The sequence below is a fragment of the Mesorhizobium yinganensis genome (genome assembly GCF_040081985.1).
In the GTDB taxonomy this organism is placed as follows: domain Bacteria; phylum Pseudomonadota; class Alphaproteobacteria; order Rhizobiales; family Rhizobiaceae; genus Kumtagia; species Kumtagia yinganensis.
The window spans coordinates 654,007-669,402 of the sequence record NZ_JBEBMH010000002.1 but is presented as its reverse complement, the minus strand read 5'-3'; the positions used below and the strand labels follow the sequence as shown (position 1 = coordinate 669,402).

At 63.4% G+C, this 15,396-nt stretch carries 14 protein-coding genes; 1 reads left to right on the top strand and 13 read right to left on the bottom strand.

From position 1 onward, the window contains the following. Positions 1-53: 53 nt before the first annotated feature. The 6 genes from ABMA59_RS06915 to ABMA59_RS06890 all read right to left on the bottom strand — a co-directional run bounded on the left by ABMA59_RS06915 (position 54) and on the right by ABMA59_RS06890 (position 6,920). Positions 54-1,511: a form I ribulose bisphosphate carboxylase large subunit gene (locus ABMA59_RS06915; protein ID WP_349004572.1), complete on the bottom strand. Its 1,458-nt coding sequence runs from the start codon at positions 1,509-1,511 to the stop codon at positions 54-56. A gap of 35 nt (positions 1,512-1,546) precedes the next feature. Beyond that, entirely contained in the window at positions 1,547-2,626 is a 1,080-nt protein-coding gene (gene fba / locus ABMA59_RS06910) for a class II fructose-bisphosphate aldolase (protein ID WP_349004571.1), read from the bottom strand. A gap of 6 nt (positions 2,627-2,632) precedes the next feature. Continuing rightward, positions 2,633-2,767 carry a hypothetical protein gene (locus tag ABMA59_RS06905; RefSeq protein ID WP_349004570.1) on the bottom strand — a complete coding sequence of 45 codons (135 nt, stop codon included), beginning with the start codon at positions 2,765-2,767 and terminating at the stop codon, positions 2,633-2,635. A gap of 11 nt (positions 2,768-2,778) precedes the next feature. Next, positions 2,779-4,782: a transketolase gene (gene tkt / locus ABMA59_RS06900; protein ID WP_349004569.1), complete on the bottom strand. Its 2,004-nt coding sequence runs from the start codon at positions 4,780-4,782 to the stop codon at positions 2,779-2,781. 204 nt (positions 4,783-4,986) lie between these two features. Beyond that, on the bottom strand, positions 4,987-5,859 hold the full coding sequence (locus ABMA59_RS06895; protein ID WP_349004568.1) for a phosphoribulokinase: 873 nt from the start codon (positions 5,857-5,859) through the stop codon (positions 4,987-4,989). 11 nt (positions 5,860-5,870) lie between these two features. Beyond that, positions 5,871-6,920 carry a class 1 fructose-bisphosphatase gene (locus ABMA59_RS06890; RefSeq protein WP_349004567.1) on the bottom strand — a complete coding sequence of 350 codons (1,050 nt, stop codon included), beginning with the start codon at positions 6,918-6,920 and terminating at the stop codon, positions 5,871-5,873. Between the two features lie 120 nt (positions 6,921-7,040). Here ABMA59_RS06890 and ABMA59_RS06885 point away from each other — a divergent pair, with 120 nt between their 5' ends. After that, complete coding sequence (locus tag ABMA59_RS06885) at positions 7,041-7,979, top strand: LysR family transcriptional regulator (protein WP_349004566.1); 939 nt, start codon at positions 7,041-7,043, stop codon at positions 7,977-7,979. 89 nt (positions 7,980-8,068) lie between these two features. On the opposite strand, the gene ABMA59_RS06880 is transcribed toward ABMA59_RS06885, so the two are convergent. The 7 genes from ABMA59_RS06880 to ABMA59_RS06850 form a co-directional block, all read right to left on the bottom strand. Next, positions 8,069-9,439: a TIGR02594 family protein gene (locus ABMA59_RS06880; protein ID WP_349004565.1), complete on the bottom strand. Its 1,371-nt coding sequence runs from the start codon at positions 9,437-9,439 to the stop codon at positions 8,069-8,071. 630 nt (positions 9,440-10,069) lie between these two features. Beyond that, complete coding sequence (locus ABMA59_RS06875; RefSeq protein ID WP_349004564.1) at positions 10,070-10,675, bottom strand: hypothetical protein; 606 nt, start codon at positions 10,673-10,675, stop codon at positions 10,070-10,072. 209 nt (positions 10,676-10,884) lie between these two features. Next, a complete protein-coding gene (locus tag ABMA59_RS06870; RefSeq protein ID WP_349004563.1) occupies positions 10,885-11,763 on the bottom strand; it encodes an ABC transporter permease in 879 nt (292 codons plus the stop codon). Continuing rightward, positions 11,760-12,542 (bottom strand): ATP-binding cassette domain-containing protein, encoded by a 783-nt coding sequence (locus ABMA59_RS06865; RefSeq protein ID WP_349004562.1) that lies wholly within the window; start codon positions 12,540-12,542, stop codon positions 11,760-11,762. Before ABMA59_RS06865 ends, ABMA59_RS06870 begins: the two co-directional genes overlap by 4 nt. 59 nt (positions 12,543-12,601) lie before the next feature. After that, entirely contained in the window at positions 12,602-13,099 is a 498-nt protein-coding gene (locus ABMA59_RS06860) for a cupredoxin domain-containing protein (RefSeq protein ID WP_349004561.1), read from the bottom strand. Between the two features lie 38 nt (positions 13,100-13,137). Further along, positions 13,138-14,112: a YVTN family beta-propeller repeat protein gene (locus ABMA59_RS06855; RefSeq protein ID WP_349004560.1), complete on the bottom strand. Its 975-nt coding sequence runs from the start codon at positions 14,110-14,112 to the stop codon at positions 13,138-13,140. A gap of 23 nt (positions 14,113-14,135) precedes the next feature. Then, entirely contained in the window at positions 14,136-15,383 is a 1,248-nt protein-coding gene (locus ABMA59_RS06850) for an ABC transporter substrate-binding protein (protein ID WP_349004559.1), read from the bottom strand. Positions 15,384-15,396 lie beyond the last annotated feature (13 nt).

Genomic DNA, 15,396 nt, shown 5'->3' with positions numbered 1-15,396 from the left:
CGATCCGCTTCGCGAATCGACCCTCCCCGCAAGGGGGAGGGTAAGCGTTGGCGCTATTCCGCCGCTGTGGCCACCGGCACGAAGTCAGGCGAGTCGGTGGAGGCGTAGTTGAAGGTCACGTCCTTCCAGATATCCAGCGCCTGCTTCAGCGGCATGCAGTGGCGGGCGGCCTCGGCAAGGATTTCCGGCCCCTCGCGGACGTAGTCTCGCCCGGCGTTGCGCGCGAAGATCATGGCTTCCAGCGCGACGCGGTTGGCGGTGGCGCCGGCGGCGATGCCCATCGGATGGCCGATGGTGCCGCCGCCGAACTGCAGCACCGTGTCCTCGCCGAGCAGGTCGATCAACTGGTGCATCTGGCCGGCATGGATGCCGCCCGAGGCCACCGGCATCAGCTTGTTGAGCGAGGCCCAGTGTTGGTCGAAGAAGATCCCGTTCTCCAGCCGCATCGGGTTAAAGTCCTCACGGCAGACGTCGTAGTAGCCTTTTGTCGTCGCCGGGTCGCCCTCCAGCTTGCCGACCACCGTGCCGGCATGGATGTGGTCGACGCCGGCGAGCCGCATCCACTTTGCAATGACGCGGAACGACACGCCGTGTCCCTTCTGCCTTGTATAGGTCGAGTGGCCGGCGCGGTGGAGGTGCAGGATCATGTCGTTCTGCCGCGCCCAATGGGCCATCGACTGGATCGCCGTGTAGCCGATGACCAGGTCGATCATGACGATGTTGGAGCCGAGTTCCTTGGCGAAGTTGGCGCGGTTGTACATCTCCTCCATCGTACCGGCGGTGACGTTGAGATAGGTGCCCTTGATCTCGCCGGTCTCGGCCTGCGCCTTGTTGACGGCCTCCATGCACCACAGGAACCGGTCGCGCCAATGCATGAAGGGCTGCGAGTTGATGTTCTCGTCGTCTTTTGTGAAGTCGAGCCCGCCCTTCAGGGCCTCGTAGACCACACGGCCATAGTTCCGGCCCGACAAGCCGAGCTTTGGCTTGACCGTAGCGCCGAGCAGCGGGCGGCCGAACTTGTCGAGGCGCTCGCGCTCGACCACAATGCCGGTGGCCGGCCCCTGGAACGTCTTCACATAGGCGACGGGCAGGCGCATGTCTTCGAGCCGCAGAGCCTTCAGCGGCTTGAACCCGAACACGTTGCCGATGATCGACGCCGTGAGGTTGGCGATCGAGCCCGGCTCGAAGAGGTCGAGGTCGTAGGCGATATAGGCGAAGAACTGGCCGGGTGCGTTGGGCACCGCGTCGACCCGGTAGGCCTTTGCGCGGTATTTTTCCTTGGCCGTCAGCCGGTCCGTCCACACCACCGTCCAGGTGGCGGTGGAACTTTCGCCGGCGACGGCGGCCGCCGCTTCGATCTCGTCCACGCCGTCCTGCGGCGTGATGCGGAAGAGGGCGATGACGTCGGTGTCCTTCGGCTCGTAGTCGGGCTCCCAATAGCCCATCTTCTTGTATTCCATGACGCCGGATCTGTAGCGGGCGGCGCCTGTCACGGTCATTGACTTGGCCATTGCTCTGGGTCCTTTCCTTGTTTCTGGACCGCTTGTCAGGCGGCTTTGGCGGTGGCGATCAGCGGGTCGAGCTTTCCGGCGGCGTAGCGTTTCGCCATTTCGTCGAGCGGGATCACCTTGATCTTCGAGGCGTTGCCGGCAGTGCCGAAACGCTCGAACCGGTCGCGGCAGAGGTCGCGCATGGCGTCCATCGCCGGTTTAAGGAACTTGCGCGGATCGAACTCCTTCGGAGTCTCCGACGCGATCTTGCGGAACTGGCCGGTCATGGCCATGCGGCAGTCGGTGTCGATGTTCACCTTGCGCACGCCGTGGCGGATGCCGCGGACGATCTCGTCCACCGGCACGCCATAGGTCTGGGGCATCTCGCCGCCATAGCGGTTGATGACGTCCTGCAATTCCTGCGGCACCGAGGAGGAGCCATGCATGACCAGATGGGTGTTCGGCAGTTTTTCGTGGATCTCCTCGATGACGCGCATGGCCAGGATGTCGCCGTCGGGCTTGCGCGTGAACTTGTAGGCGCCGTGCGAGGTGCCACAGGCAATCGCCAGCGCGTCGACCTTGGTCCTCAGCACGAAGTCGACGGCCTGGTCCGGGTCGGTGAGCAACTGGTCGTGCGACAGCGCACCTTCGGCGCCGTGGCCGTCCTCGGCCTCGCCATGACCGCTCTCCAGCGAGCCCAGCACGCCGAGTTCGCCCTCGACCGACGCGCCGACCCAGTGGGCCATGCGCGCCACGCGCTCTGTCACTGCGACGTTGTAGTGGTAGCTCGCCGGCGTCTTGGCGTCCGCCTCCAAGGAACCGTCCATCATGACGGACGTAAAACCGTGGCGGATGGCGGACATGCAGGTGGCTTCGTTGTTGCCGTGGTCCTGGTGGATGCAGAGCGGTATCGCCGGATAGATGTCGGCCAGCGCCTCCATCATCTTCGACAGCATGATGTCGTTGGCGTAGGAGCGGGCGCCGCGCGAGGCTTGGATGATCACCGGCGCGTCGCAGTCTTTCGCCGCCTCCATGATGGCAAGGCCCTGTTCCATATTGTTAATGTTGAAGGCCGGCACGCCGTAGCCATGGTCGGCGGCGTGATCGAGCAACTGGCGCAGCGTGATTTTTGCCATGGCGCTTCAGCCCCTTTCGTTCGTGGTCTGCGTTGCGTGGTCGCCCGGCTTGCCGGCCTCCTTGCGCTCGCCGTCCGGCTTGGCGGCAGGCTCGGGCTTCTTCGGGGAGGGGCGTCCAATGCCAGTTTCACCGCCATACATGGCCAGTCTCCTCAGATGAGTTTCAGCGCGGTCGCCGCGACCGCCTCGGGCGTGATGCCGAAATGTTTGTAGAGGTCAGGCGCCGGCGCGCTGGCGCCGAAGCCGGTCATGCCGACGAAGGCGCCGGTCTCGCCGATCCAACGGTCCCAGCCCATGCGCGCGGCCGCTTCCACCGCGACACGCGGGACGTTGCCGAGGACGGCAGCCCGGTAGTCCGCGTCCTGCTCCTCGAACAGTTCCCAGCAGGGCATCGAGACGACAGCCGCCGCAAGGCCGTGATCGGCGTGGAGGATTTCAGCCGCCGTGACCGCGATCTCGACCTCAGAGCCGGTGGCGATCAGCGTCAGGTCGCGCCGGCCAGCGGGCTCGCGCAGCAGATAGGCACCGCGCGCCGAGCGGTTCTCCGCAGTATGCGCAAGACGCAGCATCGGCAGGTTCTGGCGCGACAGCACCAGCACGCTCGGGCGGTTCTCCGATTGCAGCGCCAGTTCCCAGCACTCCGCCGTCTCGACGATGTCGCAGGGGCGGAAGACGTCGATGTTCGGTGTCGCGCGCAGCATCGCCAGATGTTCGACCGGCTGGTGCGTCGGGCCGTCCTCGCCGAGCCCGATGGAATCATGCGTCATGACGTAGATGACGCGCTGGCCCATCAGTGCCGAAAGCCGCATCGCGCCGCGCGCATAGTCGGTGAAGCACAGGAACGTGCCGCCATAGGGGATGAAACCGCCATGCAGCGCGATGCCGTTCATCGCTGCCGCCATGCCGTGCTCGCGGATGCCGTAGTGGATGTAGCGGCCGGCAAAATCGTTGGGCGCGATGCGGCCAAGTCCCTTGGTCAGCGTCAGGTTCGAATGGGTGAGGTCGGCCGAGCCGCCGACGGTCAGCTCCGTCGCCGCATTGATGACGCCGAGCGCCATTTCCGAGGCTTTTCGCGTTGCGACTTTGGTCGCCTTCTCGACATGCTCCTTGCGGAAGGCGGCCAACGCCTCGACCAGGCCGTCGGGCAGTTTTGCGGCGATGGCCTCCTCGAAGGCTTTTGCCTGCGGCGAGGCTGCCAGCCGAAGCTCCCAGGCGCGCCGCGCGGCCTTGCCGCGCGTTGCGACCTCGCGCCAGGCGGCGACGATCTCGTCCGGCACCTCGAACGGCCCATGCGCCCAGCGGATGTTTTCGCGGGTTGCGGCGATCTCAGCATCACCGAGAGGCGCGCCGTGAGTCTTTTCCGTACCCTGCAAGGTGGGCGCACCCTTGCCGATGATGGTCTTGCAGGCGATCAGCGATGGCTTTTCCGACTGCCGCGCCTTCTCGATGGCCTCGGCCACCGCCTCCGCGTCGTGGCCGTCGACCGAAAATACCGCCCAGCCGGCCGCCCGGAAGCGGGCCGGCTGGTCCATCGACGTGGAGAGGGAGGTCGGGCCGTCGATGGAAATCGAGTTGTCGTCCCAGAACACGATCAGCCTGTTCAGGCCGAGATGGCCGGCGAGGTCGATCGCCTCGTGCGAGATGCCTTCCTGCAGGCAGCCGTCGCCGGCGATCACATAGGTGAAGTGGTCGACGAGGTCAGTGCCGTGGCGGGCGGCGAGCATGCGTTCCGCCAGCGCCATGCCGACGGCTGTGGAAATGCCCTGGCCGAGCGGGCCGGTGGTCGTCTCGATGCCTAGCGCATGGCCGTATTCGGGGTGGCCGGCGGTGCGGCTGCCGAGCTGGCGGAAAACCTTCAGCTGCTCGATCGGCATGTCCTCGTAGCCGATCAGATGATGCAGCGCGTATTGCAGCATCGAGCCGTGGCCGGCCGACAGCACGAAGCGGTCACGGTCGGGCCAGTCGGGTTTCGACGGATCGATGTTGATGAAGCGGTTGAACAGCACCGTCGCGACGTCGGCCATGCCCATCGGCATGCCGGGATGCCCGGAATTGGCCTTCTGCACCGCGTCCATCGCAAGTGCGCGGACGGCATTGGCCATGTCGCGCTCGGAGACGGCGGGCAGGACGGCATGCTTGATCGCGGCCTGGCTCATGAATTCCTCCCAACTTGGATGAAGGCACCCCCACCCCTAACCCCTCCCCACAAGGGGGAGGGGGACTTTGCGGCAGCGTTGACTGGCACCAGCCCATGAAGGTTGCCGCTGGGAAGGCGGCCACCTAATTCGCCTCCCCCTTGTGGGGATGGGTTAGGGCTGGGGGTAAAAACCTTCAGCAAGAACAACAGCATCATCTCCTCCTCACGAAACCCGCCGCTTGCGCTCGATGAGCTGCAGGATCAGCGGCGTCAGGATGAGCTGCATGGCGAGATCGAGCTTGTTGCCGGGCACGACGATGGAATTCGGCCGGGACATGAACGAGTCGTGGATCATCGACAGCAGGTAGGGAAAATCGATGCCGCGTGGATTGGCGAAGCGGATGACCAGCATCGATTCGTCGGGCGTCGGAATCCAGCGCGCGATGAACGGGTTCGACGTGTCGACGATCGGCACGCGCTGGAAGTTGATGTTGGTCAGCGCGAATTGCGGGACGATGTAGCGGACATAGTCCGGCATGCGGCGCAGGATCACGTCCACCACCGCCTCCGTCGAATAGCCGCGCGTCGCGCGGTCGCGATGGATTTTTTGGATCCATTCGAGATTGATGACCGGCACGACACCGATCTTGAGGTCGGCGTGCTTGGCGAGGTCAATGTCGCCGGCGACGGCGCAGCCATGCAGGCCTTCGTAGAACAAAAGGTCGCTCGGCGCGAAGTCGCGCCAGTCGGTGAAAGTGCCGGGCGGCGAGCCGAAAATTTTCGCCTCGTCCTCGTCGTGCACGTAGCTCCGCGTCTTGCCGCTGCCGCGCCGGCCATATTCCTCGAACACGCTTTCGAGAATGGCGAGTTCGTTGGCCTCCGCGTTGAAATGGGTGAAGTTGGGATTGCCCTTCTTCTCCTCCTCCGCGACCTTTTCCTTCATGCCGGCGCGGTCGTAGCGGTGGAAGGCGTCGCCCTCGATGAAGGCCGCCTCGATCTTCTCGCGGCGGAAAATCTGCTCGAAGATGCGCTTCACCGAGGTGGTGCCCGCGCCGGACGAGCCGGTGATCGAGATGATGGGGTGCTTGGCGGACATGGGACCGGTCCTCAGGCTCGGAACAGGCCGCGATTGCCGAACAGCGGCGCGCGTTCGCCGATGTTCGACGGCTCGGTGTGGTAGCGGCCGATGCGCTGAACCTCGCGCGCCGAGCCGAACACCAGGGGCACGCGCTGGTGCAGGCTGTCCGGCTCGATATCGAGGATGCGGCCGACCGTGTCGGTGGCGGCACCGCCGGCCTGCTCGACCAGCAGTGCGATGGGGTTGGCCTCGTAGACCAGCCGCAGCCGGCCCTGGCCGTAGCCGCGCCGCCGGTCGCCCGGATAGAGGTAGACGCCGCCGCGCATCAGGATGCGGTAGCAGTCGGCCACCAGCGAGGCGATCCAGCGCATGTTGAAGTCTTTTTCGCGCGGGCCTTCGCTGCCTTCCAGGCAGTCGTCGACATAGAGCCGCACCGCCTCGTCCCAGTGCCGGTAGTTGGCGGCGTTGATGGCGAATTCCTGGGTGCGCTCCGGGATGGCGCGGCTTTCATAGGCCTGCACGAAGGTGCCGAGGCGCGGCGAGGGCACGAAGATATGCGTGCCGCTGCAAAGCGTCAGCACCAGCGCGAATTGCGGGCCGTAGATGAAGAAGCCGGCCGCGAGCTGCTTCGATCCTGCCTGGAAAAAGGGGGCGGCCGGATTTTGGTCCGGCGCGCCAGTCGCAGGGAGGAGCGAAAAAATCGTTCCGATCGAAACGTTGACGTCGATGTTGGAGGAGCCGTCCAGCGGGTCGATGGCGATGGCAAGCGGGGCGGCCGCGTCGAGCAGCACCGGCTGGTCCAGTTCCTCCGAGGCGTAGAGAGCCACGGGCGCATGCCGCATGGCATTCAGAAAAATGTCGTCGGCAAAGACGTCCAGATCCTTTTGCTCGTCTCCGCCGGCATTGGCGCTGCCGCGTGTGCCGGCGAAGGCATGGCCGAGCACGCCCTGGTTGATCGTGCCGCGCACCGTCGTCGCGGCCTGCACCAGTTGCCGAATGGTCTCGGCCACGGCCGCACGGATCGGGCTGTCGGTCCCGGCATAGGAATTGAGAAACGCGTCGAGCGTTGCCGCAGTCATTGGATTGTCCTCCCGGACCGCCGACCTCCTCATGGTCGACGAGGCGATCACAACAGGCAGCGCGAGCTAAGTAAACTTTAATAACTTTACTTCCGAGCTAAATATCCCTTAGCATGCGCCATGCGTAACCTGACCCTCAAGCATCTGCGCGCCGTCCAGGCGATCGTTTCCAGCGGCAAAATCGTCAATGCCGCCAATGCCTTGGGACTTTCTCCTCCGGCGGTGACCATCCAGTTGCGACAACTGGAGGAGGAGATCGGGCTGGCGCTGTTTGACCGCACGACGGACGGCATGCGTCCCACTGCCGCAGGACTGGCCTTCGTTGAGACGGCGCGGGTCATCGACGAGCGGCTACGCATGCTGGAGGACCAGGTGGACGCCATAAAGGGCCTGCGCGCCGGCAGCCTGCGGCTGGGCGTGGTGTCGACGGCGAAATATTTCGCGCCGCGGCTGATGGCGGCCTTCATGAAGGACTATCCCGACATCGACATGCGGTTGCTGATCGGCAACCGCGCCGAGACCATCGCCAACCTGAAGAACCATGATGTGGATGTCGTTCTGATGGGCCGCCCGACCAAGGACGTGCCGGTGCGCGCCTCGGCCTTCGGCGACCATCCTCTGGTGATCGTGGCGCCGCCCGACCATCCGCTGGCGACGGTGCGCGACATCTCCAAGGAACGCATCGCGGAGGAACATTTCCTGATCCGCGAACCGGGGTCGGGCACGCGCATCTCGCTGGAGATTTTCTTTAGCGAGATTCCCGGCCGCATCGACGATCTCGGCGTCGAGATGGGATCCAATGAGACCATCAAGCAGGCTGTGATGGCGGGGCTGGGGATCGCCTTCATCTCCGCCCACACCATCGCGGCGGAGGTTGAATGGGGCCGGCTGGTGGTGCTCGACGTGGCCGGCATGCCGATCCGTCGGCAATGGTTCGGCGTGATGCGCGCCGACCGGGCGGTGTCGCCCGCCATGCAGACGTTCCATGATTTTCTGATGCGCAAGGGCGCAATGTATCTGCCGCTGCTGGGGAAGCTATATCCGGACAGCCTGAAGTAGTGGCTGGCTAGGCCTTCAAGGCAACATCCCAGGACGTCAAAGGCGTCTCGGGATGTTGCCTTGCCGTCTGAAGTCGGCCGCCTGCGAGCTCAAGGCCGCCGGATCGACAGGATCTCGTAGAACTGGCCACCCATCATCCCTCGCTTGGGATAGCTGGATATCCGCACCCGATTGCTTTGATTGCCGCCGAGAATAGACACATGGCTGGTCGTCTCTGACAGCCAGAATGCGACGTGACCTCCGGCGACCGGGCCGCTGGCCGAGCCGTTGCGGCGACGAAAGACAACGATGTCGCCATCTCTCGGATTGTTGGTCACCTCGGCGCCCCAATCCATTTCGTGCCATGACATGGCCCATTTGCTGTTGGTGCCAGTCATGCCCGCCTGCTCGACGCAATAGTTCATGAAGGATGAGCACCACGCCACCTCGTCTCCTGCGGCGCCGGTGCTGGTCGTGGCGTGGTACATGACGATCCTACGGTTGCTCCCCGAACCAGGAACCTCCCTTACGTCCAGAGCCAGTTCCTCGCGCGCAACGTCGATTGGCCGTCGGGTGCCCGTACCCGGTCCTTCCTGTGGGAAACCGCCAGAAGTGACTTTCAGGAAGTCGCCATGCACGAAACCGTCGGCAGCACCATCGCTTTCCAGGTCGACGCGCACCCAGCTTCCGTTCCGGCTCAGTGCGGTCACCAATGTTCCGAAAGGCAGGGTTCTCACCACGTCGAATTCTGTGCCGGGACCCCGCCGTACGTTCAGGCCCGACCTGGCGATGACGGTCATTATGGTCGTAGCCGGCACCGGTCGTTCGTGAATAGCCGCAGGACCCAAGGTGAATTGGCCGAAATCGGCGAAGCGCGGGTTGAGCACGTTGCCGTCATAGGTGAATTCTCCGCCCGGCCAGGTTTTATCCAGTTCTTTCTGAAACAGCGCCCAGGCATCGGTTTCGAGCATGTCGCGGGTGCCCGACCAGCCGGTCGCGCCGGCGAGCCAGATCAGGTCGACGAAGCCGGCGCGGACCATGGCCCCTCCGACAGTACCGGAGCCGTAGCAGCCCACCCGGAACGCACCGTTGACGGTCTCTCTGACCGCCTGGAAATATGGGGTGATCCTTGCGATCTCGGAATTCCGGAAATAGTCGTGATCGACGGCGAAATAAATGGCCGAGCCATGCGGCTGCCCCAGTTGCTGGGCCAATTCCAGGGCTCGCCTTGCGTCCGCCAGGCCGTTTTCGCGGTCCAGGTCCTCGATATGGCCCTCCGCTCCGCCGCGCTGCTGAAAGACGACGGCCAGGGACATCCCGGCTTCCGTTATGGCCTCCGCTTCAGCAGGTTCAATGCGTTTGGTCGGAAGGCGCGTACTGTTGCGATGATTGTAATATCGGAAGATAGTCCTGACGCCTGACTGGCGAATATCCCTGGCATGATCACTTACATTGGATGGGACGTCGATTATGCCCTGCATAATTTACCTCTCTCGTTCCAATTTTGATGAAAACCTGAAAATATTAGATCAACATATAAAAATATGTCAATAGATATTATGTAAAAATGATCGTCTAGCTGCAACAATCTACAGGATAATCTTTTCATAGTCGGAAAATGGAGGGTTGGTGGAGATCAAGTATAGAGGATTATTTTCCACTGCGGTCCGCGCCATCTTTCTCAGGCACATCAGCTGGTTGTCCGGCAGGTTTGGTTCATTCGCGACATTCTTGATGTCGCGGCGATGGAAGCCTTGTGCCCTCTCGAACTTGCGCGAAAAAAAGCGAAGCGATTTTTGCGCGCCTCTTCAAAGTCTTGCCGGTGACGGCAGAAAAAATGATCGTGGCTTGACTGTCCCTCCCTCCGGGCGTCTTTCACGATCCTCTGCGGTTTCTGATGAGGCCGCCATCGCAAGGGGGATCTGCGGCGGGGGAACGGCGCGTTCCAGGCAAGGATCGTTTTTATGCGCGATCCTTGTCCGGATGGGACAAACAGGGCATGGCGCCGACGAGGCCGCGTGCATGAACGGTTCACTCAAGAAGGCCTCGGCCACGAACAGGTTGGCTTGAGGAGATAGAAGTGAGCTGTTCCGGGGCGAACCCTGATGGGTCTACTTTTCCTTCATCTCCTCCGCAATCACCTTCGCCAGCGCATAAAGCCGTTGCTCGATCAGCGTCGGCACCTCGCAGACATAGGTCAGCGACTGAACCCGCTCCTCGAAGATGCGGGTTTCGAACACCAGCCGGTCGGTCAGCCGCGCGATCTCGGCATGATCGGCGTCGGGTTTGGCGCTGAGCGCGTCGACCTCGGAGCCTTCCTTGCGCAGCCGCGCGGCAAGCTGCACCTGGTTGCGCGCGTAGCGGCCGATGCCGGACATCACCTGCGCGCGCTCATTGTTCATATGGTCGAACAGGCCCTGGAACAGTTTTGCGAGTTGCTCCTGTGCCCTGTCCTTTGGCAGCGCGGCGGCGAAATCGCGGATCTCCTGCTCTGCCTCGGGGATCGGCACGCGCCGCGCGGCCAGTTCGCGCACGAGGTCGGGAATGTCGGGGTCTGTTGACCAGTCGGCGGCGGAGGCCGGTAGGTCCGGACCATTCCAGATCTGGCCGAGCGACAGTTCCGGCACCTTTCGCTGGACACAAGGCCAGTCGGGGTCCTGGTTCTGTGCGGCGAGGGCTGAGGCGGGAAGAGCGAGCAGGATGATACTGGCGACCACCCGAGCGCCAGCCCATGTTGCGCCGGCACTGCCCCTCACCCTTACCCGTTCCTGGGCGAGCCACTGGTCTCGCCCGTCCTTAGGACCCCCGTGAAGAACGGGGAGAGGGGGGCGCCGATGGTGCAGGCAGCCCCCTTCTCCCCGTTCTCCAAGGGGAGAAGGTCCCGGCAGGGGGGACCGAAGGACGGGCCATCTTCCGATCTTTCTCATCAGCCGTTTCCTCCCGTATCCTGTTTGCGGATGACCAGCCCTCGCGAAGGGTCGTAGGCGACGATCGCCGCGGCGAGGAAGACTGCCGTAAAGCCGACGACAACGGCCAGCGAGGTCCATTCGATCTGGCCGTAGAAGGCGAAGCGGATCAACTCGACCGCGTAGGTGAACGGGTTGAGCTGACAGATCTTGTGAAGAAGCGGGCTGGATTCCTGCACCCGCCAGAGCGGATAGAGCGCCGGCGAGGCGAAATACATCGGAAAGATCACGAAATTCATGACGCCGGCAAAGTTTTCGAGCTGCTTGATGACCGACGACAGCAGCAGCCCCAGCGCACCCAGCATCAGCCCCGCCAGGAACAGCGCCGGCAGCACCATGAGATAACCGATCGGCGGGGCCTTCACGTCCCAGAACCAGGCGACGGCGAGGAACACATAGACCTGCGCCAGCGATACGACTACGCCGGCGAGCAGTTTCGACACCAGCAGGAACCAGCGCGGAAAAGGGCTGACAAGCAGCGTGCGCATGTTGCCCATCTCGCGGTCGTAGACCATCGACAGCGACGACTGCATGCCGGAAAACAGCAGGATCATGCCGCACAAGCCCGGCGTGATGTAGACCTCGTAGAGCACGTAGGTCTTGTAGGGCGGGATGATCGACACGCCGAGCACCTGGCGGAAGCCGGCCGCGAAGATGAATAGCCAGAGCAGCGGTCGCACCAGCGACGAGATGAAACGTTCGCGCTGGTTGAGGAACCGCAACCCCTCGCGAACCAGAACGCCCTTCAGGCAGACGAGGTAGTTGTAGAAGCCGAAGGCTGGCGCCTCGACGGGAGTGGCGGAGAGGGTGATGGATTCTCCGGTTGCCGGCGCGTTCATGCTGCGGCTCCCGGTGTAACTGCCGACGCCTTGCGGCTGAGCGTGGTAAACGCCTCGCCGATCGTGGCTGTGCACGTCTCGCGGATGACATCGGCGACGAGGCCCTTTGCAACGACCTTTCCGTCCGAAAGCACCACGACATGGTCGCTCATGTCCACTTCGTCGATGAGATGCGTGGCCCAGAAGGCGCTGATGCCTTCGGTCGCCACCAGCCGGCGGATATCGGCAAGGATGCCTGCGCGCGACTGAACGTCGAGCCCGACGGTTGCCTCGTCGAGCAGCAGCAGGCGAGGGTGGTGCAGCAGGGCGCGCGCGATCTCGACGCGCCGCATCTGGCCGCCCGACAGGCTGCGCGCCTTGTCGTGCAGGCGGTTCGTCATGTCGACGGTCTCCAGCACCGCATCGATTCGTTTTCGCGCCTCGCGCGCCCCGATGCCGTGCAGCGAGGCGTGGTAGGAGAGGTTCTGGTGCACGCTGAGGTCGAGGTCGAGCGTGCGTGCCTGGAAGACGATGCCCAGCCTGCGCAACGCCTCGCCGGAGGCCCGCGTCACATCATGGCCGAAGATGCGGATCGCGCCCTGGCGGGTGTCGTAGAGATGGCTGATCAGCGAGAACAGCGTGGTCTTGCCGGCGCCGTTGAGGCCGAGCAGCACGGTGAAGGTGCCGGGCGCGATGGCAAAGGAAACGTTGTCCAGCGCCTTCTTCGGTCCATAAGAATGGCTGACGGCGGCGACGTCGAGCGCCGCGACCGTATCGCCGCCTGTCTTCACATGCTGCACGCCGGTTTCCTCCCTGCCGCGACCACAGACATAGCGCGGCAGGCTGCCTCGCGTAGTTTCTACTTTATGGTGATCGTGCCCTTCATGCCCTTGTCTGCAAGATCGGGGACCGACCAGGTGTAAGTACCCGGGCGCACCGTGGTGAACTGCACCTGTATGGTGCCGTCGGCGTCGAATTCCAGCCAGGCCGGCGCGCCGTTCATGTGCACTTCGAGGTCGTTGATGACGATCTGGTTGTTCCAGACATTGCGGAACAGGTCGGTGTTGAACTTGTATTCGAGCCCGCCGGCGGCGGTGATCTTCCAGCGGTAGCCTTGGCCTGCGATGAGGTTAAAGTCCTTCTGGTTGACAATGAACTGGTCTTCCTTCGAGCCGAGGATGAGTTCCGGCACGTCCTTGCTGGCGCGCGTCGGCTTTTCGGCGGCGGCAGGCGCAGCCTGTTCGGTGGCTGCCTCCTTGTCGTCGTCATCGTCGTCGGTGTCCTGCGCCCAGACCTGCCCATGCGCGAATGCCAGCCCGATCAGCGACGCGAATGCGACTGCCCGAAAATTCCTCATGATTTCCTGCCCTTTTGCTCTTTGCTTGATTCTTTTTGTCAGTTCGGTGAGACGACGACGCCCCATGGCAGCGCCCCCACAGTAACCGACTGCACCGGCTCGTCGGTGGCGACGTCGATGAAGGTGATGTCGTTGGACACGCCGTTGGTGCTGATGATGATCTTCTGGTCCGGCGTGAAGGCGAGCTGCCAGACGCGCTGGCCGACCAGCACGTATTTTTCGACCTCGTAGGTCTCGGTGTTGATGACGGCGACGCGGTTGGCCGGCCCCAGCGCGACATAGGCCTTCTTGCCGTCGGCGGTGATGCGGATGCCGACGGGCTGGATCGCCTCGGCGCGCAGGCCGGGAATCTCGAACATGATCTTGTGCTTCACCTCGCGCGTCGCATTGTCGATGACCGACACGGTGCCGCCGATCTCAGCGCTGACCCATGCCTCGGAGCCGTCCGGCTTGAACTCGACGAAGCGCGGCCTGGAATCGACTAGCACGTTGTCGGTGATCTCATGCGAGGACGTATCGATGAAATGCGCCATGTTCGTCGTTTCCGACGTGTTGACGATGGTCTTTCCGTCGGGGCTGACGCCCATGCCCTCCGGCTCGACACCGACCGGAATTTCCGTCACTACGGCTTTCGATTCCAGGTCGATGACCGTGACGAGATTGTCATCCTCGTTGGCGACGTAGAGCGTCTTGCCGTCGGGCGAGAGCACGAACAGTTCCGGGTCTGGGCCGGAGGGAAGTGTGTCGACGATCTGCAGAGTTGCCGTGTCGATCACCTCGATCGTGTCGTCGTCGCTGGCGCAGAGATAGACGAATTTTCCGTCATGCGAGATGGTGATGCCGCGTGGCCGCTGCCCCACATTGATGGTCTTGGTGACCTGCATGGTCGCCGAGTCGAGCACGGTGACGGTATTGTCCTTTTCGTTGGAGACATAGACCGTGTAGGCCGATGCCGGACTGGCCAAAAATCCCAGCCCCGCCATGAGGGCGATGGCGGAAAGGCTTCTTCGCATCAAATTCCTCCCGTTAGTCATTGTTATTTCAGAACGCACTTGGTCTCTGGCTGATCGACGCCCAGCGTGTCCAGCTCGGAGAACTGGTGCAGAAAGCCCTCCTGCGGCGAGGTCGTCACCACCGAGCGGCCATCGCCCAGAAAGATCGGCTGGCGCAACTGCCAGTTCCATTTGCGGAAGGTCAGCCTCTGGCCCTTGAAAGCGGCGATCGAGAATTTGTCGTCGCGGATGAACGCCTCGATCTTCTTCTCGTCATTGCTCTGCGTGCGGGTCGCGGCGTCGCCGATGATGCGCGCCGCCGTCCACGCCGCCATGTCTTTCGACAGCATGCGCCGGCCGCTGGCTTTCGCAAAACGGTTCTGAATCTGCGAGCCGCCCCATTGCTCGCTGGCCGGATGCCAGCCGGACGGGGTGAGCCCCGCCGTGCCGGCCACCGGCCGCGGTATCCACGTCCGGAACGGCACATACGTGCCGAACACCTCGCTTTCGTCGGCGACCAGCACCACATCGTGGTCGGGCAAGTCCTGCATGAAGACGGGCAGTTGGCGCTGGATCTGCACCACGCCGGAATCGGTGCGCCGCGCCGTGCCAGTATCCTTGAACTCCTTCTCGGCGACGATCTGCCCGCCGAAACGGGTGGCGGCGCGCCGCAGCGCATCTGCAAAAAGCTGATCGCGCTCATGTGAGCCAAAGACCAGCACCCATCGGGGCCACTGCTTCCAGATCAGGTACTGCGCCAGCCCGTCGGCCAGCATGCTGCGGGTTGGCGCGGTGTGAAAGACGTTCACCCGGCAGTCTTCCTCGCGCAAACTGTCGTCGGTGGCGCCGACATTGAACAGCAGCACGCCATTGTCGCGGGCGATGTCGGCGATCGACAGGAGCTGCTTTGCCGACAGGTCGGTGAGCACGTAGCGGTCGCCCTTGGCGACCATCTCGCTGAAAACTGGCACCACGTCGGCGTCCGGCTTTACCTCCGTCACGTCCAGCGTGAACTTCTGGTTGAGAAATTTTCCAGTCGTGTTGTTGTCGTTTATGGCTACGTTGGCGCCGGCGACGCCCTGGTCGCGCGGCGGAACATCGAGGACCGACAGCGCCAATTGCGGCTCGTAGGCGCGCAGGTAGCCGAGCTTTATGTCGAGTGCAGGTTTCTCTGTCTTCTTCGTCGGGCTGTCAGCCTTGGGCTGCGGCGCGGCTTCCTGGGCCGCGACGGCGCACACATTGACGCTGGCTAAAAAAAGGCCGATGAAGACCGCGAGAGTGTTTGGCACCATGCTCTTCATAGTT